Raw genomic sequence first — 26,521 nt, forward strand, 5'->3', positions numbered from 1 at the left:
CCGGGTGGTCCCGAATAGGGAAACACCCGGTCGTTTTTGCCGGATCAGGTCCGGCCTGTCATCACAAGCTTAGCGCTTGATGATGTACAGATCCTTGTTGCGATAGCGATCCAGCGGGTTCTTGCCGGTGTAACCGCCCACGTATGGCTTGACCAGACGCGGAGTGGTGTACGACAGCAACGGGATGATCGGATATTCATCCATGATCATCTGGGTAGCCTGGGTCAGCAGCTTCTTGCGAGCCGCAGCATCCTTGGCCTGGTTACCCTGCTTGATCAGCTCTTCCGCTTTCGGGTTGCAGTTGGCGTTGTCGTTCTGGTCGGAACCACACTGAACCAGCGTCAGGAAGGTAGTCGCATCGTTGTAGTCAGCGATCCAGCCGTTACGCGCGATCTGGTACTCACCGTCATGACGCTTCTTCAGCAGCACCTTGAATTCCATGTTTTCCATCTCGGTGTTCAGGCCGAGCTTGGTCTTCCACTCGGAAGCAGCGAAAATCGCCATCTTCTTGTGGTATTCGGAAGTGTTGTAGGTGAACTTGATCTTGGTGCCTGGCTGAACACCAGCAGAAGCCAGCAGTTTCTTGGCTTCTTCTACACGCTTGGCCATTGGCCACTTGGCCCATGGGTAGCTGGTAGCGTCAGCACCGGCGGTACCGGAAACCACTACGCTGTATGCCGGCATCTGACCGTCGGCAGTGATCTTGGCAGCCAGAATGTCACGGTCGATAACCATGGACAGCGCCTGACGAACGCGCTTGTCCTTCATTACCGGATCCTTGTGGTTCAGGCTGTAGTAGCGCAGACCCAGCATAGGCGAATTGCGGATTTCTTTCGGCAGCTCACCCTTGTACTTTTCAAAGGTGCCTGGTGGCAGCTGGTAAACCCAGTCGTTTTCGCCGGACTGATACATCTTCACGTCAGCGAAACCATCTTCGATAGCCAGGTAGGTTACCTTGTTCAGTACCACGGACTTGGCATCCCAGTAAGTCGGGCTCTTCTCAACCACGATCTTGCTGTTTACCTGCCAGTCTTTCAGCACGAATGCGCCGTTACCAACGATCTTGCCCGGCTTGGTCCAGTCTTTGCCGTGCTTCTCGATAACGTGCTTAGGCACCGGGCCCAGCTGGTTGTTGGACATCACTTCCGGCAGGAAGGCAACCGGATACGGCGTGGTGATTTCCACGGTGTACTTGTCTACGGCCTTGACGCCAACATCGGTCAGGGCTTTCTTGCCTTCGGAGGCTTCAACGCCATTCAGCAGGAAGGCGCCATAGGTAGAAGCATAGGTAGAAGCAGTCTTCGGATCCAGGAAGCGGCGGATACCGTAAACCACGTCGTCAGCAGTCACGCCAACACCGTCAGACCACTTGGCATTCTTGCGCAGCTTGAAAGTCCAGGTAGTCGGAGCAGTCTGCTTCCAGGATTCGGCCAGACCCGGAACGATCTTGCCTTCGTTGTTGGCCGCAGTCAGGGCTTCGAACAGGTCACGAGCGATGTTGTTGGCGCCAACGGATTCGGCCAGTGCCGGATCCAGCGACTCAGGCTCGGAACCGTTGTTACGGATCAGTTCCTGCTTGGCATCCAGCTTGACGCCGGCTGGTACTTTGGCGGCGTGAGCGGCGCTAACGCCGAGGCCCAGAGCGATGGACGCAGCCAATACGCTGATAGTCATGGTTTTTTTCATATTTCTCCTGCTCTCCTTGTGTTAACCGGCGCAAGCCCATCGGCTGCAAGCCGGTTAGGTATGGATACATTACGCAAAGGCGGGGCAAATTATGCACAGCCAGAAAGTGCGTCACAAGCACTAAAACACGAACGACCAGCCACGGCGGATTGAAACCGTAGCATTTCTTTCACAAAAATCTTAATCGTCACGCGACTTCATGCCAAGATATGAGTAATACTCATCACAGGCATTTCCAGAGGACATGATCCCCTGCGCGCAACGGTACAAGAACATCGTCACCATACGTCATTTCAGCATCAACCTGCCAACTCTCTTTGCGTAAAGTCACGGTATCGCTATTGCGCGGCAGACCATAAAACGCCGGGCCATTGAAGCTGGCAAAGGCTTCCAGCTTATCGAGCGCATTTACCGATTCAAAGGCTTCGGCATACAGCTCGATGGCGGCGTGGGCGGTATACATGCCGGCACAGCCACAGCTGGCTTCCTTGGTGTGCTTGGCGTGTGGTGCGCTGTCGGTGCCGAGGAAGAACTTCGGGCTGCCGCTGGTCACTGCGGCCAACAGGGCTTCGCGATGCTGCTCGCGCTTGAGCACCGGCAGGCAGTAGTGATGCGGACGGATACCGCCGGTAAACAGCGCATTGCGGTTCATCAGCAGGTGGTGAGCAGTAACAGTTGCCGCTACGTTGGCCGCAGACTGCAGGACGAACTCGGCTGCCTGGGCCGTGGTAATGTGCTCGAACACCACACGCAGGGTCGGCAGCTTCTGCAGCAGCGGCTTCATCACGTTTTCGATGAACACCGCCTCGCGGTCGAACACATCGACGGTATGATCCGTCACCTCGCCATGTACCAGCAGCGGCATGCCGACTTCGGCCATGGCTTCCAGCGCTTCCATCGCATTGGCCACGTCACGCACACCAGCATCCGAGTTGGTGGTCGCACCGGCCGGGTACAGCTTGATGCCGTGAATGAAACCGCTGGCCTTGGCCTTGCGCACTTCTTCCGCGCTGGTTTTTTCGGTCAGATACAGCGTCATCAGCGGCTCGAACTGGCTGCCGGCCGGACGAGCCGCCAGAATGCGCTCGCGATAGGCCGCGGCCTGCTCTACCGTGGTCACCGGCGGCTTGAGGTTAGGCATGATGATGGCACGCCCCATCTGGCGACAGGTGTCGGGCAAGACCGCTTGCAGCGCTTCGCCATCACGGACATGCAAATGCCAGTCATCTGGGCGGGTAATCGTCAATTCCATGGAAAACCTTTCGGACAGAAAAAAGGCGCCACCGCTTGCAAAGCGTGGCGCCGATAGATCACTTACGGCGAATAATCAGGCGATAACGACCGGCGTCATCGGTCGTGGATTCCAGCAAGGCATTGCCGGTCTGGCGGCAGAATGCCTCGAAGTCTTTTGGTGCGCCGGGGTCGGTCGCAACCAGGGCCAACACCTGGCCAGTCTGCATGCCGGCCAGCGCCTTTTTGGCGCGCAGGATGGGCAAGGGGCAGTTCAGTCCGGACAAATCCAGATCAAGATCGGGCTGCATGAAACTTTCTCCAGCCAAGAAGCGTTACAATGAAGCCCTCTATTCTAAGGTCTGGGCAGAAAATGCCCAAGTACGGATTCCGACATGTGTGTGATAGCACTGGCTTATCAGACCGCGTCCTGCGGCCAACTGTTGTTGCTGGCCAACCGCGACGAGGCCTATGCCCGACCGACGGCAGCGCTGGACCGCTGGCCCGAACACCCCGGCATGCTGGCAGGCAAGGATTTGCAGGCTGGCGGCAGCTGGCTGGCCATCGATGATCGTGGCCGCTTTGCTGCCGTCACCCATATCCGCGAAGGCTACCCCAAGCCCGGTGCCAGCCTGTCGCGCGGCGAGCTGGTACGCCGCTTTGTCACTGGCAACGAGAGTTCGCTCGAGTTTGCCGACTGGCTGCGCGGCCAGTTGCCGAATCTGGCCCCGTTCAACCTGATCTTCGGCGATATCCGCAACTTGCTGCATTTCAACAGCCGCCAGGGCAGGCTGACCCGCCTGTCGCCCGGCATCCATGCACTGTCGAATGCCGATCTGGATACCCCGTGGTTCAAAGCCGAACAACTGCGCACCCAGCTGCAAAACTGCAAGCGCATCCCGCCCGAGCAGGACATGCTGCGCTGGCTGTCAGACCCTACCCCGGCACCGGTAGAACGACTACCCAATACCGGCGTCGGCCTGGCCATGGAAAAAACGCTCTCCCCCGTCTTTATCGTTGGCCGCGACTATGGCACGCGCGCCTCCAGCATCATTACCGTCAGTAACCGTGGCGACATCGGTTTTACCGAAGTCAGCTGGGGCCTCGGTGGCCGTGAAACCGGCCGCCGCCGCCATACCATGCGTATCGACCCGACCAGGATCAATAAATGAAAAAAAGCCTCTTGCTGCTCTCCCTGCTGTTTCTGGCCACCCAAAGCCAGGCCGAAGGTTACAACCTGAACAACCGTGGCAGCATTTCGCCAGACACCCCGTGGGAAGAAGCCGAAGCGCAGATTCCACCCTACACCCAGGCTGACTGGGCCGTGCTGGACATGCCTGACCAGATCAAGATGCAGATCTTTATCGACAAACTCTCGCTGCAGCCCGGTGCCGATGGCGTAGTCCGCTTCAGCCTGCGCCAGCTCAGCGCCAAGGGCGTCGAAAACATCAGCCGCGAAGGCATACACTGCAATCAGCGCACTTATCGCAGCTATGCCTTTGCCGACACCTATGGCAAGCGCTGGATCGTCTCGACCCGCAGCAACTGGCAAAAGCTGACCATGCACGACGCTATGCGCCGCACCCTTCTGAATAATGTCTGCCCTGGCCAGGTATTTCCGCGCGATACCGATGCCATCCTGCGCAATCTGAACAAGGACACGCTGAAACCGAACAATTTCATCGATGTCGATTGATCCGGCGCAATTTTTCACGCGCAAGCGCCAGACTGGCTTTTATAATGCCCGCTTGATCTAGCTACCCAGGAATGCATTGTGTCCGACCGTCTGGCCGTACTGCCGCAGTATCTCATCCCGAAACAGGCTCTGACCGAGCTCGCCGGCAAGGTTGCCGGCTGGCGTGGCGGCAAAATGACCACGGCGCTGATCCGCCATTTCATCCAGCGTTATCGTGTCGACATGAGCGAGGCGGCCAACCCGGATCCGGCCGCCTACGCGACATTTAACGAATTCTTTACCCGCCCGCTGCGTGCCGGCATCCGCCCGCTGGCCGCTCGTCAGCAGGTGTGCCCGGTTGATGGTGCCATCAGCCAGTTTGGCCGTATCGAGCGTGACCAGATTTTCCAGGCCAAGGGCCATCACTACAGCACCACCGCCTTGGTTGGCGGTGATGCCAGCCTTGCCGCCGCCTTTGATGACGGCGAATTCGCCACCATCTACCTGAGCCCGCGTGATTACCACCGCATTCACATGCCTTGCGATGGACGTCTGACGCGGATGATTTATGTGCCGGGCGAGCTGTTCTCGGTCAACCCGACTACCGCACGTGGTGTACCCGGACTGTTTGCCCGTAACGAGCGCGTGGTTTGCGTGTTCGACACCGCCAATGGCCCGATGGTGCTGACTCTGGTCGGTGCGACCATCGTCGGCAGCATGGCGACCGTCTGGCATGGCGTGGTTAACCCGCCGCGTCGTGGCGAAGTCACCGAGTGGCGTTATGAAGATCAGGATATCCGCCTGAAACAGGGCGAAGAGATGGGGCGTTTCCTGCTCGGTTCCACCGTGGTGCTCCTCTATCCGAAAAACAGCATGCAGTTTGTCGCCGACTGGCAGCCGGCCCGGCCGGTACGTCTGGGCGAGGCCATGAGCGTAGCCTGAGGCCCAAACAAAAACCGCCAGTGATACTGGCGGTTTTTCTTGCCTTGCGGCCAACCTTGTCAGGTTCAGGCCGTCTCGGGCAGACGATGGAAGCTGGATGGTACTTCCGACTCGTCGCCATAGCTGACAAACTCCCAGGCGTCCGGCGTATCCAGCAGCACGCGCAGCAGCTTGTTGTTCAACGCATGGCCGGACTTGTGGCCGGCAAAGGCTGCAATCAGCGGATGACCAACGATGTAAAGATCGCCAATCGCGTCCAGAATCTTGTGACGCACAAACTCGTCAGGGAAACGCAAGCCTTCCGGGTTCAGCACATACTCGTCATCGATCACGATGGCGTTATTCAGATTGCCACCCCGCCCCAGACCATGCTGGCGCATGTATTCGACTTCATGCATGAAGCCGAAAGTGCGGGCACGGCTGATCTCGTCGATATAGGAGCGGCTGGCAAAGTCGATATTGACGGTTTGCGGCGCACGATTGAAGGCCGGGTGATTGAACTCGATCGACAGCTGCACGGAAAAACCGTCATGCGGTGTCAATCTCACCCATTTGTCGCCCTCGATCACTTCGACCGGCTTGAGCACGCGGATAAAGCGCTTGGGCTTGTCCTGCTCGACGATGCCGGTACTTTGCAGCAGATAGATGAAGGGGGCAGCAGAGCCATCCATGATAGGAATCTCTGCTGCCGTCACATCAATCAGCAAATTGTCGATGCCCAGGCCCGCAAAGGCCGACATCAGGTGCTCGATGGTTCCGACACGCACACCGGCGTCATCCACCAGCGTCGAGGAGAGACGCGTGTCGTTTACCAGATCGGGCACTGCCTTGATCACAACCGGTTCCGCCAGATCGGTGCGGCGGTACACGATGCCGGTGTCAGGCGCAGCCGGATGCAGGGTCAGTTTGACCCGTTCGCCCGAATGCAAGCCAACACCGGTGGCGGTCACCGTTGATTTCAAGGTTCTCTGCAGAATCATGTTTTACTTCCAGCAAGACTATTCGACGCCGATTCTACCATGGCGCCCATTGGCGAATTATTGATTAATTCGTCAACAATCATAGCTCTCTACTATCAGTCAGCCTGTTTGCGCAGGAAGGCCGGAATATCGTAGGACTCGCTGACGCTTGGATCAGAGAAGTCTGCCGGTGCCGACGCACGACGGCGATTGCCACGCATCACGGCCGGGGTATTGCTCAGATCACCATAATCAACGTTACCGGCGATCAGATCATCAGTACCGGTTTTTACCAGCTTGATGAAGTCCTGCTGACGCTCTTCGCGCTTGATCGGCTGCTGGCCCAGGCCAGTCGCAATCAGGGTCACGCGAATTTCGTCTTCGGACATGCCTTCAACTTCGGCAGTACCAAACTTCACCTGTGCATCTTCATCGGCGTACTCGCGGATGATGCTCATGATTTCGCGGTATTCGCTCATCTTCAGGCCGCCCGGTACGGTGGAGATATTCACCAGTACGCCACGTGCGCCTTCCAGCGTGATGTTGTCCAGCAGCGGGCTGGCGACAGCCTGTTCGGCAGCCACACGCGCACGGTCAATACCGGAAGCGTAGGCAGAACCCATCATCGCCAGACCCATCTCGCTCATCACGGCGCGCACGTCGGCAAAGTCGACGTTGATCAGGCCCGGGCAGGTAATCACTTCGGAGATACCGGCAACCGCACCACGCAGCACGTCATCAGCGGCGCGGAAGGCTTCACGCATGGAGATGTCTTCGCCCAGCACATCCATCAGCTTTTCGTTAGGGATCACGATCAGCGAGTCAACGTGCTTTTTCAGCAGCTCGATACCGTCATTGGCGACCTTGTGACGCTTGCCTTCGTGTTCGAACGGACGGGTCACTACGCCAACGGTCAGAATGCCCAGTTCCTTGGCGATTTCTGCCACGACCGGGGCCGCACCAGTACCGGTACCACCACCCATGCCGGCAGTCACGAATACCATATTCGCCCCGCGCAGCATCTCGGCGATGCGCTCGCGGTCTTCCAGCGCGGCACTGCGGCCAACCTCTGGATTGGCACCGGCCCCCAGACCCTTGGTCAGGCTGTTGCCCAGTTGCAGCTTCTGTGCGGCGCTATTGCGCTTCAGTGCTTGTGCATCGGTGTTGGCACAAATGAACTCGATGCCGTTAACCTGGGCATTGATCATATTGTCAATTGCGTTGCAGCCGCCACCGCCCACGCCGATTACCTTGATCACTGCCTCACTGGCGGTGTCTTGCATTACTTCGAATACCATGCTCATTTTTTCTCTCCTGTTAAAAGATGAGCTATTCAAATCACGGGTTGCCGGCTTAGAAAGTGCCGGCGAACCATGCCTTCATACGCTGGAACATCTGGCCGACTCCTGCGGACTCGGACTTCAGTACCAGACGCGGATTCATCTGGTCCTTGCCGTACTGCAGCAGACCCACACCCGTCGAGAAGCGCGGGTTCTTCACTACTTCGGACAAGCCACCTACATACTTCGGTACGCCGATACGCACCGGCATGTGGAACACTTCTTCAGCCAGTTCCACCATGCCTGGCATCAGGCTGGCGCCACCGGTCACTACCATGCCGGAGGACAACACTTCTTCGAAACCGCTGCGGCGCAGCTCCTGCTGCACCAGCTGGAACAATTCGTCCACGCGTGGCTCGATCACCTCGGCCAGCGTCGCGCGCGACATCTGGCGCGCACCACGATCACCCACGCCCGGCACTTCGATCATTTGTGCCGGATCAGCCAGCGACACCAGCGCCACACCGTGCTGGATCTTGATGTCTTCGGCTTCCTTGGTCGGGGTCCGCAGCGCCATCGCGATATCGTTGGTGATCTGGTCACCCGCAATCGGAATCACGGCGGTATGGCGAATCGCGCCATTGGTGTACACCGCGATATCGGTGGTACCGCCACCGATATCGATCAGGCACACACCCAGTTCTTTCTCGTCTTCGGACAGCACCGCCATGGCCGAGGCCATCGGCTGCAATACCAGATCCGACACTTCAAGGCCGCAACGACGCACGCATTTGGCGACATTCTGCGCAGCCGACACCGCGCCGGTGACGATGTGCACCTTGGCTTCCAGTCGTACCCCGCTCATGCCCAGCGGCTCGCGCACGCCTTCCTGACCGTCGATGCTGTACTCCTGGGTCAGGATGTGCAGCACCTGATGATCCGGCGGAATCGTCACCGCCCGCGCGGTTTCGATCACGCGATCGATATCCATGGTGGTTACCTCGCGATCCTTGATCGCGACCATGCCGTGCGAGTTCACACTCTTGATGTGACTGCCGGCAATACCGGTAAACACCTGGTTGATCTTGCAGTCGGCCATCAGCTCGGCCTCTTCCAGCGCGCGCTGGATCGCCTGCACGGTCGACTCGATATTCACCACCATGCCACGCTTGAGCCCGCGCGAAGGCACCTGGCCCATACCGATGATGTTGATCTGGCCTTCATCCAGCACCTCAGCCACGATCGCCACGATCTTGGAAGTGCCGATGTCCAGCCCAACCAGCATGTTCTTGCTTTCTTTCGGTTTGCTCACCTTACGCTCCACCACTCAAAGCTTCTTACCCTTGACCATCGCCGGCTTGAAATCCGGCATCTTGACGGCAAACCCATTCGGATATCGCAGATCCACATACTCGATGCGATACGGCAGCGTACCCAGACTACGCGGCCAGTACTCGACAAAGCGCTGCAATCTTTCCTTGCTCTGCCCTCTGCCCAGCTCCAGCATCACACCGTTGTTCAGCTCCAGCCGCCAGGCCCGCCGCTCGCTCAGCCAGATGCGCTGTATCTGCAAATTTGCCTGCCGCAATTGCGCCGAATAGCCATTCAGCGCCTGCACCATTTCCTTTTCACTACCGGACGGCCCGTAAAACACCGGCAAAGGCTGATCGCTTGCCGCATCAAACCACCGCCCATCCTTGCTGATGAGACCGCTATCCCCCCAGCGGGCTGCCGCTTCGTGCTCGACAATGCTGATTTCCAGCTTGTCCGGCCAGGCCCGTCTGACTTGCGCTTCCTTCACCCACGGCAACTTTTCGAAAGCGGCGCGTGTCTTGTTGATATCCAGCGTAAAAAACGTACCGCTCAACTCGTGCCGCGCAATGTAGTTCAACTGCACCGGCGTCACCCTGGCAAACTGCCCGCCAATGTGAATCTTGTTGACCGGAAACAGCGGTGAATGTGTCAGCCACAACACCCCGCTGTAAACCAGTACACCAAAAGCCGTCAGCAGCAGCAGATTCGCCAGCGCCCGCAAGATGGCATGGTTATCCCACATGTGTCGCTGCCAGCACCTTCACGCACAAATCTTCGTAGCTCAGACCTTCCGCCCGCGCCGCCATCGGCACCAGGCTGTGGCTGGTCATGCCCGGGTTGGTATTGGCTTCCAGCAGGTAGATGCCACCAGCCTCATCCATCAGGAAATCAATCCGCGCCCAGCCCTGGCAACCCAGCACCTTGAAGGCCTGCAGCGCCAGTTCACGCGCGCGCGCTTCAACGTTGGCCGCAAGGCCACTCGGGCAGCGGTAAACCGTGTCATCACGGAAATACTTGGCCTGATAGTCGTAATACTCGGTCGCCGGCTCGATCTTGATGGTCGGGTAGGCCTTGCCATCAATCACCGCGCAGGTGAACTCGCCGCCACCAACAAACTTCTCGGCGATCACGATGCTGTCGTACTTGCTGGCTTCTTCATAAGCCGCTTTCAGACCGCCGTGCTCTTTTACCTTGGTAATGCCAATGCTCGAGCCTTCAGTCGATGGCTTGACGAAAATCGGCAGACCCAACTGCTGTTCGATCGCATCAAAATCACTGTCGGCAGTCAGCAGCTCGAATTCGGGGATAGGCAGACCGGCACCCTTCCACAACAGCTTGGTGCGCCACTTGTCCATGCAGATGGCCGAGGCCATCACACCGCAACCGGTATACGGCATGCCCAGTGCCTCCAGCGCGCCTTGCAGCGTGCCATCTTCGCCAAACGGGCCATGCAGGATGTTGAACACCCGCGCAAAACCTTCTTCTTTCAGCGCCGACAGCGGCTTTTCTGCCGGGTCAAACTTGTGCGCATCCACGCCCTTGCTCAGCAGGGCACTCAGCACACCCTCGCCGCTCATCAACGACACTTCGCGCTCGGCCGAGCTGCCGCCCATCATTACTGCTACTTTGCCTAATTCTTTCATCTTGCCCTCTGCCTTGCGGCCAACCTTACTCGCCTGCAGCCGCCTGCAGTTTTGCCGGAATAGCACCGATCGAGCCGGCACCCATGGTGATCACCACATCGCCATCGCGCGCCTGTTCGGTAATCACCTGCTGCATATCGGCGATCTGCTCGACAAACAGCGGCTCGACCTTGCCACCGACGCGAATCGCACGCGCCAGCGCGCGACCATCAGCAGCAACCAGCGGCGCTTCGCCAGCGGCATACACCTCGGCCAGCAGCAGGGCATCGACGGTGCCCAGTACTTTCACGAAGTCTTCAAACAGGTCACGGGTACGGCTGTAACGGTGCGGCTGGAAAGCCAGCACCAGACGACGGCCAGGGAAAGCGCCACGCACGGCGGCCAAGGTTGCCGCCATCTCGACCGGATGGTGGCCGTAGTCATCGATCAGGGTGTAAGTGCCGCCATCACGCGCCGGCAGGTCGCCGTAACGCTGGAAGCGACGGCCCACGCCGGCAAACTCGGCCAGACCTTGCTGGATCGCGGCGATATCGGCCCCGCATTCCAGACCGATCACCGTCGCCGCCAGCGCATTCAGCACATTGTGGCGACCCGGCATATTGACGGTGACGGCAAAGCGCTGATTGTCGGCCTTCACCACCACATCGAAATGCATGCGGCCGGCGTCGGCAACCACGTTTTCGGCGTAGACGTCGGCACTGTCATCGAGACCATAGGTCGTGACCGGTTTTTTCAGGGACGGCAGGATGCTGCGTACATGCTCGTCATCGACACACAGCACGGCACGACCATAGAACGGCAGGTGATGGATGAAGTCCACAAAGGCCTGCTTCAGCTTGTCAAAGCTGTGGTCGTAGGTGTCCATGTGGTCGGCGTCGATATTGGTAATCACCGACATCACCGGCTGCAGATACAGGAAGGAAGCGTCCGATTCGTCGGCCTCGGCCACCAGGAACTCGCCACTACCCAGACGGGCATTGGTGCCGGCTGCCGTCAGCTTGCCGCCGATCACGAAGGTCGGATCCAGCTTGGCCGCTGCCAGTACCGAAGCGGTCAGGCTGGTGGTGGTGGTCTTGCCGTGGGTACCGGCAATGGCGATGCCCTGCTTGAAGCGCATCAGCTCGGCCAGCATCATTGCACGCGGAATCACCGGAATATGCTGCTCGTTGGCCGCCAGCACTTCAGGGTTGTCAGCCTTCACCGCGGTGGAGGTCACCACCACGTCGGCACCCTGCATATGGCTGGCCGCATGACCAAGATGAATGGCCGCGCCCTGTGCGCTCAGCCGCTGGGTCGCGGCATTGCCGGCCATGTCGGAGCCGGAAACGGTATAACCGAGATTCAGCAGTACCTCGGCAATGCCGCACATGCCGACGCCGCCGATACCGACAAAATGTATGTGTTTGACGCGATGTTTCATCTGTTTCTACTCAAGCTGTACCCGCCACCTGGCCGGCACTGTCAGTCCTGATCAGCCAGGCGGCGGCAAAGCTCGGCGACACTGGCCGCCGCCCCCGCTCTGGCCAGGCTTCGCGCCTTTTCGGCGTAAGCCAGCAATTGTTCGCGCGACAGGCCGGACAACATTCCGGCCAGTTGCTGCGCATTCATGTCCTGCTGTGGCAGATGGATGGCGGCGCCCTGGGCTGCCATCCATGCTGCGTTATCCTTCTGGTGCGAGGTTGTCGACACCACCAGCGGCACCAGCACGCTGGCCACACCGGCCGCGCACAGCTCGCTGACGGTAATCGCACCGGCGCGGCACACTATCACATCGCACGCGGCCAACCTTTGCGGCATGTCATCCACAAAGGGCAGCAAAGTGACATCCTTGCCCACCACAAAGCCGGCGGCTTCATAAGCGGCTTTCACCTCGGCAAAATTCTTCTCGCCAGTCTGGTGTACCAGCTGCGGACGCTGCCCCGCCGGCAGCAAGGCCAGCGCCTGTGGCAAAGTCTCGTTCAGCACCTTGGCACCAAGACTGCCTCCGACAACCAGCACCTGCAGCGGGCCGCTACGGCCGGCAAAACGCTGGGCTGGCGCGGCCATTTCCTCGATCTCGCGGCGTACCGGATTGCCGGTTACCACCGCTTTCGGGTGACGGGCAGCCTCGCCGTCAAAGCCACAGGCCAGATGATCGGCAAACGGCAACAATGCCTTGTTGCTGAGCAGAAAGCCGGCATCGGCATTCACCATCACCAGCGGCTTCCACAGCAAGGCGGCGGCCAAACCTGTCGGCAGGCAGACGTAACCGCCCATGCCCAGCACCACGTCCGGGTTGTGCCGGAACATCAGCGCGAGGCTGCGCGCAAAACTCGCCACCAGGCCGAATACGCCCTTGACCGAGCCCAGCAGGCCCTTGCCACGCACGCCATGAAAAGCCAGACGCACCAGCTCGAAGCCGGTCGGCGGCACCAGCTTGTTTTCCATGCCACGCTCGGTGCCGATCCAGATCACCTTCCAGCCATGGCTTTCCAGTTCACGCGCCACGGCGATGCCGGGGACGATGTGTCCACCCGTGCCTGCCGCCATGACCATGACTGTCCGTTTTGACATTGTTTCTTCTCTTCAAATCACGCGATGCCGTGCATCGTCCAAGCCATCTTCAGCCCCGCGCCAGCGCAAGGCACCATCTATTCTTTAAAGCCGCGCATCAGCCGCCGGTTTTCGTAATCCACCCGCAGCAGAATCGCCAGCGTGGCGAGGTTACAAACCAGCGCCGAACCACCATAAGACATCAGCGGCAGGGTCAGACCCTTGGTTGGCAGCAAACCCATATTCACCCCCACATTGAAGAAGGTCTGGATCGCCAGCCAGATGCCGATACCCTGAGCCACCAGCGCCGCGTAGTAACGCTCAAGCTTTTTCGCCTCGGTGCCGATATGGAAGGCACGCCGCACAATCCATGCATACAACCCCAGCACGATACAGATACCGATGAAGCCGAACTCCTCCGAAATCACCGCCATGATGAAGTCGGTATGCGCCTCCGGCAGGTAGAACAATTTCTCGATACTGCCACCCAGGCCCACGCCATGCCATTCGCCGCGGCCGATCGCAATCAGCGAGTGGCTAAGCTGATAGCCCTTGCCATACGGGTCTTCCCACGGGTCGAGAAAACCCAGTACCCGCTTCAATCGATAGGGCGAGGTGATAATCAGCGTGATCACCGCCATGACCGCCATAAGCGCCAGACCGGCAAAAATCCGCAAGTTTACCCCGCCTAGGAACACAATGCCCATGGTGATGCACATCACCACCACCAGCGCGCCAAAGTCAGGTTGCGACAGCAGTAACAAGGCCACCGCCACAATCGCGCCCAGAATCGGCAAAAAGCCTTCACGGAAGCTGTGCAGCTTGCTGGCCTTGCGCACCGTGTAGTCGGCCGCATAAATCACCGCCGCAATCTTCATCAGCTCCGAAGGCTGGAAGTTCAGCAGCGGCAGGTTGATCCAGCGCCGCGAGCCATTCACCACCTTGCCGATGCCCGGAATCAGTACCAGCACCAACAGTACGATTGCCAGCAGAAAGAACTTGCCCGCGTATTTTTCCCAGACTGCCACCGGCACCTGAAAGGTGATCGCCGCACCGGACAGGGCGATGATCACGAAGGCCAGCTGGCGGAACAGATAAAAATAAGCGCTATCCAGCGTGGCCTCGGCGCTGGCAATCGATGCCGAAAACACCATGATCACGCTGATCGACAACAGCAAGGCAATCGCCCAGATCAGGGCCTCGTCCATGACGGTAATTGCCGATACGCTGTAGCGCCCCTGTGCCGCCTGCATCACGCCCCCTGCCCAGCCTTGATCTCTGCCACGGTATCGATAAACACCTGGGCGCGATGGGCATAATTTTTAAACATATCGAGACTGGCGCAGGCCGGCGACAGCAGTACCACATCGCCGCTTGCGGCCAACCCTGCCGCGGCACGCGTCGCGTCTTCCAGCGTGGCGCAATCCTGCAGCGACACACCGCTATCAGCCAGTGCCGCACGAATCTGTGGCGCATCACGACCAATCAACACCACCGCGCGGGCGATGCGCTGACAAGCCGGTGCCAGTGGCGAAAAATCCTGACCCTTGCCATCGCCACCGGCAATCAGCACCACCTTGCGGGTCATGCCGTTGAGCGCCGCTTCAGTCGCACCGACATTGGTGCCCTTGGAGTCATCGATAAAGGTCACGCCGGCAATCTCGTCGACAAACTCGACACGATGCGCCAGACCCTTGAAGCTTTTCACCGCCGCCAGCAACACTTCACGTTCAAGGCCGATTGCCTCGCACAGTGCCAGCGCTGCCAGTACGTTGGCCGCATTGTGCAGGCCCTGCAGTTGCATATCGGCGGTGTCGAACACCTGCTCGCCATTCACGCTCAGCCAGTACTGGCTGCCGGTCTGCTGCAAGGCGTATTCGGCCGCTTCACGCAACGAGAACCACGCCACGCGACGACCGGCACGCACCATGGCACGGCAGAATACGTCGTCACGATTCAGCACCTGCACGCCGCTGCCACTGAAAATGGCGGTCTTGCTGTGCGCGTAATCGAGCAGATCGTTATAACGGTCGAGGTGATCCTCGGAGATATTCAGTACCGTCGCCGCGTCCGCATTCAGACTGCGGGTGGTTTCCAGCTGGAAGCTCGACAGCTCGACCACCCACACGTCCGGCTGCTTGCCGCTGGCTTCACGCTCGGCCAGTGCATCCAGCACCGGCAGGCCGATATTGCCGGCAACGACGGTATCGAGGCCGGCAGCCTCGCACAGATGCCCCACCAGACTGGTCACCGTGGTTTTGCCGTTTGAGCCGGTAATCGCAATCACCTTGCTGCCGCTAGCGGCAATCGCGCGCGCCCACAGCTCGACATCGCCCACCACGTCGCCACCACGGGCGGCAAAGGCAGCAATCGCCGGCGTGCGGATGCTGACACCGGGGCTGACCACCAGCATGTCGGCGTCAAGAAAAGTGCTGTCGCTGAACGCCCCCAGACGGGTAGCCACACCAAGGTTGGCCGCAACGGTGGCGGCATTGGCCGGATTGTCGCGGCTGTCAGCGATGGTGACGCGCGCGCCATGCGCCAGCAGCCAGCGCGCGGCAGACACGCCGGTGTCGCCGAGGCCGATGACGATGATGTGGCGGTTATCAAAACGCATCACGCAATCCTTAACGCAGTTTCAGGGTGGCAAGACCTGCCAGCACCAGCATCATGGTGACAATCCAGAAGCGAACCACCACCTGGGTTTCCTTCCAGCCCTTCAGTTCGTAGTGGTGATGCAGCGGTGCCATGCGGAACACGCGCTTGCCGGTCAACTTGAACGAGGCGACCTGAATCATTACGGACAGCGCTTCCATCACGAACAGACCACCCATGATCAAGAGCACGATTTCCTGACGCACGATGACTGCTACGGTGCCCAATGCCGCGCCCAGTGCCAGCGCACCGACGTCGCCCATAAACACCTGCGCCGGATAGGCGTTGAACCACAAGAAGCCCAGACACGCGCCGCACATCGCCGCGCAGAACACCACCACTTCGTGCGCGCCCGGCACAAAAGGCATGCCCAGATATTTGGAGAACACCGCGTGGCCTGCGACATAGGCAAAAATGGCGAGGCCGGCGGCTACCATCACCACTGGCAGCGCAGCCAGACCATCGAGGCCGTCAGTCAGGTTCACCGCATTGGAGGTGCCGACAATCACGAAATAGGTCAGCACGCAGAAGCCGATGGCACCCAGCGGATAAATGACATTCTTGAAGAACGGAATGATGAACTCGGTCGAAGCCGGTAGCTTGGCGGTGGTAATCAGGAACACGCCGGCGGCAATGGCAATGGTCGACTGCCACGCCATCTTGAAGCGGGCCGACACGCCGTTCGGGTCCTTGTACACCACCTTGCGCCAGTCATCGTAAAAGCCCAGCGCACCGGTACCCAGCGTCACCGCCAGCAGCAGCCACACATACTGGTTGGACAGATCCGCCCACAGCAGCGTGGTAATCGACATCGACAGCAGAATCAGCGTGCCGCCCATGGTCGGGGTGCCGGTTTTCACCAGATGGGTTTGCGGACCATCCTTGCGCACCGCCTGACCGACCTTGAGTTCGGTCAGTTTGGCAATCACGCGCGGCCCCAGCCACAGCGATATCGCCAGCGCCGTCAGCGCGGCCATCACCGCCCGCAGCGTGACGTAGTTGAGTACATTGAATGCGCGGACATATTCGCCGAGCAGATCAGCCAGAATCAGCAGCACGTTTAATCCTTCCCGTGTTCTTGTTGTGTTTGCAGAAAATCAATCACGCGCTCCATGCGCATGAAGCGAGAGCCTTTCACCAGCACGCTGGCCTGCGGAGTGACCGCAGCTTTCAAGGAGGCATGCAGCTCATCGATATCATCAAAGTACTCTGCACCCGCGCCATAGGCAGTCGCCGCTTCACGCGCCAGCTCGCCAAGGCAGAACAGTTGCTCGATGCCCAGCGCGCGCGCATGCGCGCCGACTTCGGCATGCAGTTGCGGCGCGGTGTCGCCCAGCTCGCCGATCTGACCCATCACGAAGATGCGCGGTGCTGGATAGGCGGCCAGCACGTCAATACCGGCCTTCATTGAGTCCGGATTGGCGTTGTAACTGTCGTCGATCAGCGTCGCGCCGTTGGCCGCCCGCTTGAGCTGCAAGCGCCCCTTCACACCACCAAATGCAGCCAAGCCGGCAGCAATCGCCGCCAGCGGCACATCCAGCGCCAGCGCGACACTGGCGGCAGCCAGTGCATTGCGCACATTGTGTTCGCCGGCGGCCGGCAGCTCGATCAACTGCTCGCCTGCCGCGCAGTGCAGCACAAAGCGGCTGCCGGTGGCACTCGCGACGATGTCACGGGCAGTCACGTTGGCCGCAGCATCTAGGCCAAAACGCAGCTGGCGATGCTGGCCGGCGGCGGCATCGAAAATGGCCAGCTGGGCATCATCGGCATTGATGATGGCGATGCCGTCTGCGGTCAGCCCTTCAAAAATCTCGCTCTTGGCACGGGCAATATCGGCGGTACTGTCAAAGCCGCCGCCCAGATGGGCGCGCATGGCATTGTTGACCAGTGCCACTTGCGGCCGCGCCAGCTGGCTCAGATAACGGATTTCGCCGAAATGGTTCATGCCCATCTCGATCACGGCGTAACGATGGGCGGCAGTCAGCTTGAGCAAGGTCAGCGGCAGGCCGATGTCGTTATTGAAATTTCCGGCGGTGGCATGCACTGCGGCGTCGCCAGCGTGGGCGCGCAAAATGGCGGCAACCATTTCCTTGACGGTGGTCTTGCCGTTGGAGCCGGTGATGCCGATACGTTTCACATCCAGCGAGGCGCACCAGGCTGCGGCCAAGGTCCCCATCGCCAGACGCGGATCCGCCACGCGAATCAGGCTGCCCTCGCCCGCGTGCGGATAATCCTCGCGCACCATGGCAAACGCACCCTTGGCCAGCACCGCCGGCACGAAGTCATGCGCATCAAAACGATCGCCCTTCAGCGCGACAAACAGATCCCCCGCCTGTACTTCGCGGCTGTCCGTCACCACGCGCAGCAAGGTGGCATCAGTACCCTGCAGCTGGCCACCAGCCAGTGTGGCAGCCTTAGCGAGCGTCAGCATGCTGCTCTCCCCAGGCGGTCAGTGCATCTTCCGCCACGCGGAAGTCGGAGAACGGCTGCTTGACGCCACCGATGTCCTGATATTCTTCATGGCCCTTGCCGGCAATCAGCACCACATCACCGACGCGGGCCTGGGCAACCGCCCAGTGAATCGCGCGGGCGCGATCCAGCTCGACATGACCCGGTTTGCTCATGCCAGCCAGAATGTCGTCAAGAATCGCCTGCGGGTCTTCGAGGCGCGGGTTGTCGCTGGTGACCACGGCCACATCGGCGATCTTCTCGGCAATGCCACCCATCAGCGGGCGCTTGCCGCTATCGCGATTACCGCCGCAACCAAAGACGCAATACAGATTGCTGCCGGCCGGGCGAATGTCGGCCAGGGTGCCCAGCGCTTTTTCCAGCGCATCCGGGGTGTGGGCATAATCGACCACTACCAGCGGCTCGCGACTGGAACCGATGCGCTGCATGCGGCCACGCGCCGGCTGGATCTTGCCCAGCACCCGCGCGGCATCAGCCAGCGGGACGCCGCCTGCGCACAGGGTAGCTAGGCAGGCCAGCATGTTTTCGGCGTTGAAGCGGCCCAGCAGCGGGCTCTTGATCTCGGCCTCGCCCCACGGCGTGGCGACCCGCATCTGCAAGCCATCAAGGTTGGCCGCAAGGCTCAGCGGGCGGACTTCACCGCTATTGATGCCATAACTGATCACGCGGGTATCACTACCCTGCAGCTGGGCAATCAGCTCGCGACCGAAAGCATCATCGCTGTTGATGACGGCATTTTTCAGGCCCTGCCAGTGGAACAGCTTGGCCTTGGAGGCGCCGTACTCGGCCATCGAACCGTGATAGTCGAGATGATCGCGTGTGAGGTTGGTGAAGACAGCCGTGGCGAACTCGACGCCGTTGACGCGGAACTGGTCGAGGCCGTGGCTGGAGACTTCCATGCTGACCACCGATGCGCCTTGGCGGCGGTATTCGGCCAGTTTCTGCTGCACGGTCACCGGATCAGGCGTGGTATGGGTGGTTTCGGTCAAGGCACCATAAAAACCGTTACCGACCGTACCGATCAAGGCAGCCTTCTCGCCCAACAAGGCATGAGCCTGCGCCAGCCAATGGGAAATCGAGGTCTTGCCATTGGTACCGGTAATGCCGATTACCTGCATCTGGCGGCTGGGGTTGCCATAGACATGCGCGGCAACAATGCCGGCACGCTCGCGCAGCTGGCTGACCGGCAGATTGGGCAGCTGCCAGCTGTCTTGCCAGACAAAACCATCGGCATCGTCCCAGATAACGGCTGCAGCGCCGTTTTCGATGGCCTTTTCGATGAAGCTGCGGCCGTCGACGTACTCCCCGCGACAGGCAAGAAAGGCATCGCCCGGCAAAATGCGACGGCTATCGCTCTCGACACGCGTCACAGCAACGGGCAAACCCTGCAGGCTTGCAGGGTCCCAGTCCGGCATGTCGATCAATCTGGTTCTCATGTTTCTTCCCGTACTTCCGGAATCTGGCTTTCCGGAATCAAAGTGTTATTGGAGGGAGCATCCGGCTCGACCCCCAGAATCCGCAAGCTGCCTGCCATCACGTTGGAGAACGCCGGACCGGCTACGGTGCCACCGTAGTAAGAACCACCCGTCGGCTCATCCACCATCACAGCCACAATCAATCTTGGCGAAGTTGCCGGTGCAAAACCGACAAACAGGCCGATATGCTTGTTCGACGCATAACTGCCACCTACCAGTTTGCGCGCCGTACCCGATTTGCCACCCACGTTGTAACCCAGCACTGCTGCGCGGGTGCCGGTACCACCTGGTTGCGTCACCGTTACCATCATGTCGCGCATCTTGCGCGCCGTATCCGGCTTGAGCAGCTGCTTGCCCGGCACCGCTGCGGCCAACTTCATGAACGACACCGGCAACAAGGCGCCATCATGGGTAAAAATGGTGTAGGCCCTCGCCTGCTGCAGCAGACTCAGGGACACGCCATAGCCGAACGACATGGTGGCCTGCTCGATCGGTCGCCAGCCTTGCCAGTCACGCAGTCGCCCCGATGTCTCGCCAGGAAAACCGGACTGCGGGCTCACGCCGAAACCGACCTGGCGGTAAAACGTCCACATCTGCTCGGGCGAAAACATCGCCGCCATGCGCGAGGCACCAACGTTCGACGACTTCTGGATCACCTCGGTTACCGTCATGGCCGGCTTGGTATGCGTATCGCGCACTGTCGCCGGGCCGATGCGGTAAGGTTTGGTGTCAAATACCGTATCCGGTGTTACCTTGCCGGCATCCAGCGCCATCGAAATCGGGAACGGCTTCATGGTCGAGCCAGGCTCGAACATATCGACCACCGCACGGTTACGTCGCATTTCCGGATTCAGTACCGCACGGTTATTCGGGTTGTACGAAGGCACATTGGCCAGCGCCAGCACCTCGCCGGTTACCGCATCCAGCACCACCACACCGCCAGCCTTGGCCTTGTTCGCCTCGACCGCAGCCTTCAATTCGCGATAAGCCAGATACTGGATACGCTTGTCGATCGACAAGGTCAGCGTCTGGCCATCTCTCGGCGGCTCGATCACCGCCAAATCCTCGACAATATTGCCGCGACGATCTTTAAGCACAGTCCTGCTACCCGGCTTGCCGGCCAGCATCTTTTCACGCGTCAGCTCCAGCCCTTCCTGCCCCTTGCCATCCACACCGGTGAAGCCGATGACATGAGCCAGCATTTCACCCGACGGGTAAAAACGGCGGAACTCCTGCTGCTTGGCTACCCCGGGGATCTGCAGTGCCAGCACTTTTTGCGCCAGCGCAGGGCTGATCTGCCGCTTCAAAAACACAAACTCGCGCTTGCTATCCGACAGCTTGCTCACTACCTCATCCATCGGCAGAGACAAGAGCTGCGCCAGCGCGACCAGTTTCTCTCGCGGGATCGTTTTCAGATCCATGTCTACCGGACTTGCCCAGATCGACTGCACCGGGGTGCTGATCGCCAGAGGCTCGCCATTACGGTCGATAATCGTGCCGCGGTTGGCTTCCAGCACCAGCGAGCGGCGAAAACGCGCATCCCCCTGATCCTGCAAAAAGTCCTGCTGCACCACCTGCAGATAGATGGCGCGGGCCAGCAAAGCCAAAAACAGCGCACCAAGCGCCAGCAACACAATCGAAACCCGGCTTTGCTCCAGATGCATCACCGGCTTCAGATCCTGCCGGTAACGCGGGGTATAAACCTTGCTCATCTCACCCCATCCGGCGTTATCACATGCACCTGACGTTGGTCAGGTGTCAGCATCTTCAGCCTGGCAGCCGCAGTCTTTTCAATCAGCGCATGCGCGCCCCAGGTACTTTGTTCCAGCATCAACTGGCCATACTCCACATCCAGCTGTCGCGACAGTCGCTGTTCTTTTTCCAGCTCGTGATACAGCTTGCGCGCCATATGGGTGGACTTGACCACCCCCAGCGCGCACAACACCAAAATCAGCAGCAGAACAGCGTTCAGCTTGTTCAGGCTCACTGCCCACCTCGCCACACACCTGCCGTACGCTCCGCCACCCGCATGATGGCGCTGCGCGATCTGGGGTTGGCCGCAACCTCAGCCTCAGACGGCCGGATAGCCTTACCTACCGCCGCAATCGGTGCCAACTCGATATCGGCAGCACGCACCGGCACCCACGAGGGCAGCTTGTCGGTGGTGGCCGTATCGCGAATGAAATTCTTCACAATGCGGTCTTCCAGCGAATGAAAACTGATCACCGCCAGACGGCCACCTTCGCTCAGCAGACCGATAGCCTGCGGCAGGATATGCTTCAGCTCGTCCAGCTCGCGATTGATGAAAATCCTTATCGCCTGGAAGGTTCGCGTCGCGGGGTCCTGACCCTGTTCGCGAGTACGGACGTTTTTCCCAACGAGCACAGCGAGCTCACGCGTGGTTTCGATGGGACTTTCAACCCTGTGCGCAACAATGGCTGCTGCGATCTTGCGAGCAAACCGCTCTTCACCATAAGTCTTGATAACCTCTGCTATTTCAGCCTCGCCGGCAGTTGCCAGCCATTGCGCAGCCGTCTGGCCGCGTGTGGTATCCATCCGCATATCGAGTGGCGCATCGAAGCGGAAACTGAAGCCGCGACGACCATCGTCGATCTGTGGCGAAGAGATCCCCAGATCCATCAACACCCCGTCCACACTGGCCACGCCAAGGCGGCCCAGCTCGTCAGCCAGGGTTTCAAAACCGTTATGTACAATCGTGAAACGTGAATCTTCTGCGGCCAGCGCTGTGGCAACCGCAATCGCCTCCGGATCCTTGTCAAACGCAATCAGGCGCCCATTAGCGCCCAGCTTGGACAGGATCAGACGACTATGTCCGCCACGACCGAAGGTGCAGTCGACATACACACCATCCTCGCGGATGGCCAATGCCGCTACGGCCTCATCAAGCAGCACCGTACGGTGCTCGAAAACTGCATCGGTCAAAGCGTAAAATCTCCAAGATGCTGAGCCAGCTCAGCAGGATCAATCTCAAGGGCATCAAGGGTCTGCGCCTCCCATCCGGCGCCATCCCACAATTCAAAGCGGTTACCCATCCCGACCAGCGCGACATCCTTGTCGAGCTTCACCAGTTCGCGCAGACGTGCCGGCAGCAGAATCCGCCCCGCACCATCCATTTCCAGCGTTTCGGCATGGCCAAGCACCAGGCGCTGATAGCGCTTGAGCACCGGATTACCGGCAGGCAAGGCCAGCAGGCGCTCCTGCACAGGTTTCCAGCACGACTCCGGGTAAATCAGCAAGTGATCGGCGGACTCCAGTGTTACCACCAGCTTGTGACCATAAGCAGACAACAGCGTCTCGCGGTGCCTGGCCGGAATCGCCAGTCGCCCTTTGCTGTCGAGGGAAATCATGCTTACGCCGTTAATCATCGTGTCTGACTTTTTGCCGCCGGTATTGGATTTTTACTCCACTTCCACCCACTTTGCCCCACTTTCCGCCACTATAGGGAAACGACATTTGCCGGTCAATATCGCGATCCGGCAATTAGCCTTTTGCGACAATGACTTAGCAAATTAAAAAACAAGGAAAACGAGGGAAATCAGCGGCTTACGAATGAAACTGCAGAATGACCTTCAAGAAATGCCAACGACAACTAATGCGACAAGAAAAAACGGCACTCCGCCCGCAGGCAGAATGCCGTTTTATCGAGATAAAGCTCAGGCCAGCTTCTGCTTCAGGATCTCTTGCACCTGAGCCGGATTAGCCTTGCCTTTCGAAGCTTTCATCACCTGACCGGCAAGTGCCTGCAGCGCCTTCTCCTTGCCGCCGCGATACTCCTCGACAGCCTTGGCGTTGGCCGCAAGGACTTCATCGACCATCTTCTCGATGGCACCGGAATCCGTCACCTGCTGCAGACCATCGCGCTCGATGATGGCATCTGCATCCAGCTCGCTGTCCCACATGGTGTCAAACACCTGCTTGGCCAGCTTGTTGGACAAAGTACCGTCGGCAATACGTACCAAGAGGCCCGCCAGACGCTCGGCGCTGATAGGCAGCGCAGCCGCATCCAGACCTTCGCGATTCAGACGCGCGGCCACATCACCGTTCAGCCAATTGGCGGCCAACTTGCCTTGACCGGAACGCTGCGCCACTTCATTGAAGTATTCGGCCTGCGTGCGGCTGGAAGTCAGCACGGCCGCATCATAGGCAGTAATGCCGTAAGCCTCGACAAAACGCGCCTTCATCTGGCCCGGCAGTTCCGGCATCTCGCTGCGCACTTTTTCGATCTGCTCGCTGGCGATACGCACCGGCAGCAAGTCCGGATCCGGGAAGTAGCGGTAATCGTGCGCATCTTCCTTGCTGCGCATCATGCGTGTTTCGCCCGAATCTGGATCGAACAGCACGGTCGCCTGCTGCACCTTGCCACCGTCTTCGATGGTTTCGATCTGCCACTGGATCTCGTACTTGATCGCCTGCTCGAGGAAGCGGAAGGAGTTCAGGTTCTTCACTTCGCGACGGGTGCCAAACTCGGCCTGACCAAACGGACGCACCGAGACGTTGGCATCCACACGGAAGCTGCCTTCCTGCATATTGCCGTCGCAGATGCCCAGCCAGGTCACCAGCGTGTGCAGCGCCTTGGCGTAGGCCACCGCCTCTTCCGGCGAGCGCATATCCGGCTCGGATACCACTTCCAAGAGCGGCGTGCCGGCGCGGTTGAGGTCGATACCGGTCATGCCATGGAAGTCTTCGTGCAGCGATTTGCCGGCATCTTCTTCCATATGTGCGCGCGTGACGCGAATCACTTTTTCTTCTTCACCCACCTGGATGGTCAGCTTGCCGTGCTCGACAATCGGCAGTTCCATCTGGCTGATCTGGTAGCCCTTGGGCAGATCCGGATAGAAGTAGTTTTTACGCGCGAACACGTTTTTCTGGTTGATGGTAGCGTCCAGCGCCAGACCCAGACGAATAGCCTTGTCGACCACCGCCTTGTTCATCACCGGCAATACGCCCGGCAGCGCCAGCTCGACCAGCGAAGCCTGGGTGTTCGGCTCGGCACCAAATGCGGTGCTGGCGCCGGAGAAAATCTTGGAGACGGTGTTGAGCTGCACATGCACCTCAAGACCGATAACGACTTCCCATTTCATGGTTGGAAAATCCTTCTTCTGTTGAAGGTTGGCCGCATGCGGCCAACCCTGCATTGATCGCGATTACAGAGCCGGCGTGCGGGTGTGCCAGTCAGTCACTTGCTGGAACTGGTGAGCCACATTCAGCATCTTGGCTTCGGCAAAGTAGTTGCCAATGATCTGCAGGCCCACCGGGCGGCCGTTATCCGAGAAACCGGCCGGCACGCTCATCGCCGGCAGACCGGCGAGGTTGACCGACAGCGTATAGATATCGGACAGATACATCTGTACCGGATCGCCCGACTTCTCGCCCAGATTGAAGGCCGCGGTCGGCGCCACCGGCCCGAGGATCACGTCGCAACCGGCAAAAGCAGCAGCAAAATCATTGGCGATCAGGCGGCGGATCTTCTGCGCCTTGATGTAGTAGGCATCGTAGTAACCGTGGCTCAGCACATAAGTGCCCACCATGATGCGACGCTTCACTTCGCTACCGAAACCTTCGGCACGGGTCTTCTCGTACATGTCGACCAGATCGCGATACTCGCCGGCACGATGGCCATAACGCACGCCATCAAAGCGCGACAGGTTGGCCGAAGCTTCGGCCGGCGCGATTACGTAGTAAGCCGGAATCGACAGCTGGGTATTCGGCAGGCTGATCTCGACCACTTCCGCACCCAGCTTTTTCAGCTCGGCCACGGCATTGTCGATGATGCGGCCAACGTCGGAAGCCAGACCTTCGGCGAAATACTCGCGCGGCAGGCCGACACGCAGACCGGCCAGCGGCTTGGCCAGATCGCGGGCGTAGTCTTCTTTTGCACGCTCGAGGCTGGTGGAATCGCGCTCGTCAAAGCCAGCCATCACGTTCAGCATCAGCGCGCAGTCTTCGGCGGTTTGCGCCATCACGCCGCCCTGATCCAGCGAGCTGGCATAGGCAACCATGCCGAAACGCGACACCACGCCGTAAGTCGGCTTGATACCGGTCACGCCGCAATGGCTGGCCGGCTGGCGGATCGAACCGCCAGTATCCGTCGCGGTCGCTACCGGCGCGAGGCGCGCAGCAACAGCAGCAGCCGAACCACCAGAAGAGCCACCCGGAATCGCATTCAGATCCCACGGGTTTTTCACCGCGCCGTAGAAACTGTTCTCGTTGGACGAGCCCATGGCGAATTCGTCCATATTGGCGCGACCCAGTGTCACGAGGCCGGCGGCCTGACACTGCTCCACCACATGGGCGTCATACGGCGAAACGAAGTTGTCGAGCATCTTCGAACCACAGCTGGTTTTCCAGCCCTGCTGGCAGAAGATGTCCTTGTGTGCGATCGGCACGCCGGTCAGCAGACCGGCATTGCCGGCAGCGCGGCGCACGTCAGCGGCGGCGGCCTCAGCCAGGGTCTTGTCGCGATCGACGGTAATGAAGGCATTCAGCTTGCCATCCAGCGCCGCGATGCGGTCCAGATAGGCTGTAGCCAGCTCGACCGCCGAAATCTGCCCGGCCGCCAGCTGCTGGCTCAATTGTTTGAGTGTGGCGTTAATCATTGCTTGCAATCCATGCATGAGGCCCGCAGGCCTGCGGCCAACCT

Annotated in this window: 24 protein-coding genes; 3 read left to right on the plus strand and 21 right to left on the minus strand. The window is 59.7% G+C overall.

All coding sequences use genetic code 11. From position 1 onward, the window contains the following. Positions 1-69: 69 nt before the first annotated feature. The 3 genes from ACZ9W6_RS02475 to ACZ9W6_RS02485 all read right to left on the minus strand — a co-directional run bounded on the left by ACZ9W6_RS02475 (position 70) and on the right by ACZ9W6_RS02485 (position 3,227). A complete protein-coding gene (locus tag ACZ9W6_RS02475) occupies positions 70-1,674 on the minus strand; it encodes a peptide ABC transporter substrate-binding protein (protein WP_465189499.1) in 1,605 nt (534 codons plus the stop codon). A gap of 235 nt (positions 1,675-1,909) precedes the next feature. After that, the gene (pyrC, locus tag ACZ9W6_RS02480; protein WP_465189500.1) at positions 1,910-2,938 is read right to left on the minus strand and encodes a dihydroorotase; all 1,029 of its coding nucleotides are present in this window, start codon (positions 2,936-2,938) and stop codon (positions 1,910-1,912) included. 58 nt (positions 2,939-2,996) lie between these two features. Further along, positions 2,997-3,227, minus strand: a complete 231-nt coding sequence (locus ACZ9W6_RS02485; RefSeq protein ID WP_465189501.1) for a sulfurtransferase TusA family protein — start codon at positions 3,225-3,227, stop codon at positions 2,997-2,999. An 84-nt stretch (positions 3,228-3,311) separates the two neighbouring features. On the opposite strand from ACZ9W6_RS02485, the gene ACZ9W6_RS02490 reads away from it, so the two are divergent. The 3 genes from ACZ9W6_RS02490 (at position 3,312) to asd (ending at position 5,533) form a co-directional block, all read left to right on the plus strand. Beyond that, positions 3,312-4,088, plus strand: coding sequence for an NRDE family protein (locus ACZ9W6_RS02490; RefSeq protein ID WP_465189502.1), 777 nt, complete (start codon positions 3,312-3,314; stop codon positions 4,086-4,088). Continuing rightward, positions 4,085-4,612 (plus strand): CNP1-like family protein, encoded by a 528-nt coding sequence (locus ACZ9W6_RS02495; RefSeq protein ID WP_465189503.1) that lies wholly within the window; start codon positions 4,085-4,087, stop codon positions 4,610-4,612. Before ACZ9W6_RS02490 ends, ACZ9W6_RS02495 begins: the two co-directional genes overlap by 4 nt. A gap of 78 nt (positions 4,613-4,690) precedes the next feature. Next, positions 4,691-5,533, plus strand: a complete 843-nt coding sequence (asd, locus tag ACZ9W6_RS02500; protein WP_465189504.1) for an archaetidylserine decarboxylase — start codon at positions 4,691-4,693, stop codon at positions 5,531-5,533. 65 nt (positions 5,534-5,598) lie between these two features. Here the strand turns inward: asd and lpxC are convergent, their stop codons facing one another. The 18 genes from lpxC to gatA form a co-directional block, all read right to left on the minus strand. Further along, a complete protein-coding gene (gene lpxC / locus ACZ9W6_RS02505; protein ID WP_465189798.1) occupies positions 5,599-6,510 on the minus strand; it encodes a UDP-3-O-acyl-N-acetylglucosamine deacetylase in 912 nt (303 codons plus the stop codon). A 98-nt stretch (positions 6,511-6,608) separates the two neighbouring features. Beyond that, complete coding sequence (ftsZ, locus tag ACZ9W6_RS02510) at positions 6,609-7,796, minus strand: cell division protein FtsZ (protein WP_465189505.1); 1,188 nt, start codon at positions 7,794-7,796, stop codon at positions 6,609-6,611. A gap of 49 nt (positions 7,797-7,845) precedes the next feature. After that, a complete protein-coding gene (ftsA, locus tag ACZ9W6_RS02515) occupies positions 7,846-9,057 on the minus strand; it encodes a cell division protein FtsA (RefSeq protein ID WP_465189799.1) in 1,212 nt (403 codons plus the stop codon). A 42-nt stretch (positions 9,058-9,099) separates the two neighbouring features. Next, positions 9,100-9,828 carry a cell division protein FtsQ/DivIB gene (locus ACZ9W6_RS02520; RefSeq protein WP_465189506.1) on the minus strand — a complete coding sequence of 243 codons (729 nt, stop codon included), beginning with the start codon at positions 9,826-9,828 and terminating at the stop codon, positions 9,100-9,102. Beyond that, positions 9,818-10,729: a D-alanine--D-alanine ligase gene (locus ACZ9W6_RS02525; protein WP_465189507.1), complete on the minus strand. Its 912-nt coding sequence runs from the start codon at positions 10,727-10,729 to the stop codon at positions 9,818-9,820. The genes ACZ9W6_RS02520 and ACZ9W6_RS02525 overlap by 11 nt, the downstream gene beginning before the upstream one ends. 25 nt (positions 10,730-10,754) lie before the next feature. After that, on the minus strand, positions 10,755-12,149 hold the full coding sequence (gene murC / locus ACZ9W6_RS02530; protein WP_465189508.1) for a UDP-N-acetylmuramate--L-alanine ligase: 1,395 nt from the start codon (positions 12,147-12,149) through the stop codon (positions 10,755-10,757). A 41-nt stretch (positions 12,150-12,190) separates the two neighbouring features. Next, a complete protein-coding gene (gene murG / locus ACZ9W6_RS02535) occupies positions 12,191-13,282 on the minus strand; it encodes an undecaprenyldiphospho-muramoylpentapeptide beta-N-acetylglucosaminyltransferase (RefSeq protein ID WP_465189509.1) in 1,092 nt (363 codons plus the stop codon). A 77-nt stretch (positions 13,283-13,359) separates the two neighbouring features. Then, positions 13,360-14,514 carry a putative lipid II flippase FtsW gene (ftsW, locus tag ACZ9W6_RS02540; RefSeq protein ID WP_465189510.1) on the minus strand — a complete coding sequence of 385 codons (1,155 nt, stop codon included), beginning with the start codon at positions 14,512-14,514 and terminating at the stop codon, positions 13,360-13,362. Next, a complete protein-coding gene (gene murD / locus ACZ9W6_RS02545; RefSeq protein ID WP_465189511.1) occupies positions 14,514-15,878 on the minus strand; it encodes a UDP-N-acetylmuramoyl-L-alanine--D-glutamate ligase in 1,365 nt (454 codons plus the stop codon). The genes ftsW and murD overlap by 1 nt, the downstream gene beginning before the upstream one ends. 10 nt (positions 15,879-15,888) lie before the next feature. Beyond that, positions 15,889-16,971 (minus strand): phospho-N-acetylmuramoyl-pentapeptide-transferase, encoded by a 1,083-nt coding sequence (gene mraY / locus ACZ9W6_RS02550; protein WP_465189800.1) that lies wholly within the window; start codon positions 16,969-16,971, stop codon positions 15,889-15,891. 5 nt (positions 16,972-16,976) lie between these two features. Next, entirely contained in the window at positions 16,977-18,347 is a 1,371-nt protein-coding gene (locus ACZ9W6_RS02555) for a UDP-N-acetylmuramoyl-tripeptide--D-alanyl-D-alanine ligase (protein ID WP_465189512.1), read from the minus strand. Further along, positions 18,331-19,821 (minus strand): UDP-N-acetylmuramoyl-L-alanyl-D-glutamate--2,6-diaminopimelate ligase, encoded by a 1,491-nt coding sequence (locus ACZ9W6_RS02560; protein WP_465189513.1) that lies wholly within the window; start codon positions 19,819-19,821, stop codon positions 18,331-18,333. Before ACZ9W6_RS02560 ends, ACZ9W6_RS02555 begins: the two co-directional genes overlap by 17 nt. Further along, positions 19,818-21,572, minus strand: coding sequence for a peptidoglycan D,D-transpeptidase FtsI family protein (locus ACZ9W6_RS02565; protein ID WP_465189514.1), 1,755 nt, complete (start codon positions 21,570-21,572; stop codon positions 19,818-19,820). Before ACZ9W6_RS02565 ends, ACZ9W6_RS02560 begins: the two co-directional genes overlap by 4 nt. Further along, the gene (gene ftsL, locus ACZ9W6_RS02570) at positions 21,569-21,847 is read right to left on the minus strand and encodes a cell division protein FtsL (RefSeq protein WP_465189515.1); all 279 of its coding nucleotides are present in this window, start codon (positions 21,845-21,847) and stop codon (positions 21,569-21,571) included. The genes ACZ9W6_RS02565 and ftsL overlap by 4 nt, the downstream gene beginning before the upstream one ends. Beyond that, the gene (gene rsmH, locus ACZ9W6_RS02575) at positions 21,844-22,803 is read right to left on the minus strand and encodes a 16S rRNA (cytosine(1402)-N(4))-methyltransferase RsmH (protein WP_465189516.1); all 960 of its coding nucleotides are present in this window, start codon (positions 22,801-22,803) and stop codon (positions 21,844-21,846) included. Before rsmH ends, ftsL begins: the two co-directional genes overlap by 4 nt. Beyond that, positions 22,800-23,246 (minus strand): division/cell wall cluster transcriptional repressor MraZ, encoded by a 447-nt coding sequence (mraZ, locus tag ACZ9W6_RS02580; RefSeq protein ID WP_465189517.1) that lies wholly within the window; start codon positions 23,244-23,246, stop codon positions 22,800-22,802. The genes rsmH and mraZ overlap by 4 nt, the downstream gene beginning before the upstream one ends. A 288-nt stretch (positions 23,247-23,534) precedes the next feature. Continuing rightward, positions 23,535-24,962 (minus strand): Asp-tRNA(Asn)/Glu-tRNA(Gln) amidotransferase subunit GatB, encoded by a 1,428-nt coding sequence (gatB, locus tag ACZ9W6_RS02585; RefSeq protein WP_465189518.1) that lies wholly within the window; start codon positions 24,960-24,962, stop codon positions 23,535-23,537. Between the two features lie 63 nt (positions 24,963-25,025). Continuing rightward, positions 25,026-26,477, minus strand: coding sequence for an Asp-tRNA(Asn)/Glu-tRNA(Gln) amidotransferase subunit GatA (gene gatA, locus ACZ9W6_RS02590; protein WP_465189519.1), 1,452 nt, complete (start codon positions 26,475-26,477; stop codon positions 25,026-25,028). Positions 26,478-26,521: the final 44 nt, after the last annotated feature.

The organism is Vogesella lacus (assembly GCF_979366295.1).